At 66.5% G+C, this 486-nt stretch carries 1 protein-coding gene; it reads left to right on the top strand.

The genetic code is table 11. The annotated features are described in order from the left end of the window. Positions 1-18: 18 nt before the first annotated feature. On the top strand, positions 19-486 hold a 468-nt coding region (locus EOA28_RS38065), incomplete at its 3' end, for a phosphatidylcholine/phosphatidylserine synthase (protein WP_148671227.1).

Raw genomic sequence — 486 nt, 5'->3', positions numbered from 1 at the left:
GTCAGGGCTTCCTGAGCGTTGGGCGCGCCATTCAAGAAATTCGAGGCCCATGCCAGCGGCGGTCCGCGCATCCGCGAGATCCCGATGCGCATGGTGCTGCCCAACCTGGTCACGGTGCTTGCCATCTGCGCCGGCCTTTCGGGCATCCGCTTCGCCTTCGAGAACCGTTTCGAGATCGCGGTGGTCATGGTGCTGCTTGCCGCCTTCCTTGACGGCATCGACGGGCGGCTGGCGCGCATGCTGAAGGCCACCTCGAAATTCGGCGCGCAGATGGATTCGCTGGCCGATATCGTCAATTTCGGCGTCGCGCCGGCCCTGGTGCTCTACGCCTTCCTGCTCGACCGCGCCGGCTCGCCCGGCTGGATCGCAGCACTTCTCTTCACCATCGCCTGCGGCATGCGGCTCGCCCGCTTCAACGTGCTGGCCGACGACACCGACCAGCCTGCATGGCAGACCGAATATTTCGTCGGCGTGCCGGCCCCGGCG

The sequence above is a fragment of the Mesorhizobium sp. M2A.F.Ca.ET.067.02.1.1 genome (genome assembly GCF_004023285.1).
Taxonomy (GTDB): Bacteria; Pseudomonadota; Alphaproteobacteria; order Rhizobiales; family Rhizobiaceae; genus Mesorhizobium.
This window is presented reverse-complemented; position numbering and strand designations above follow the sequence as displayed.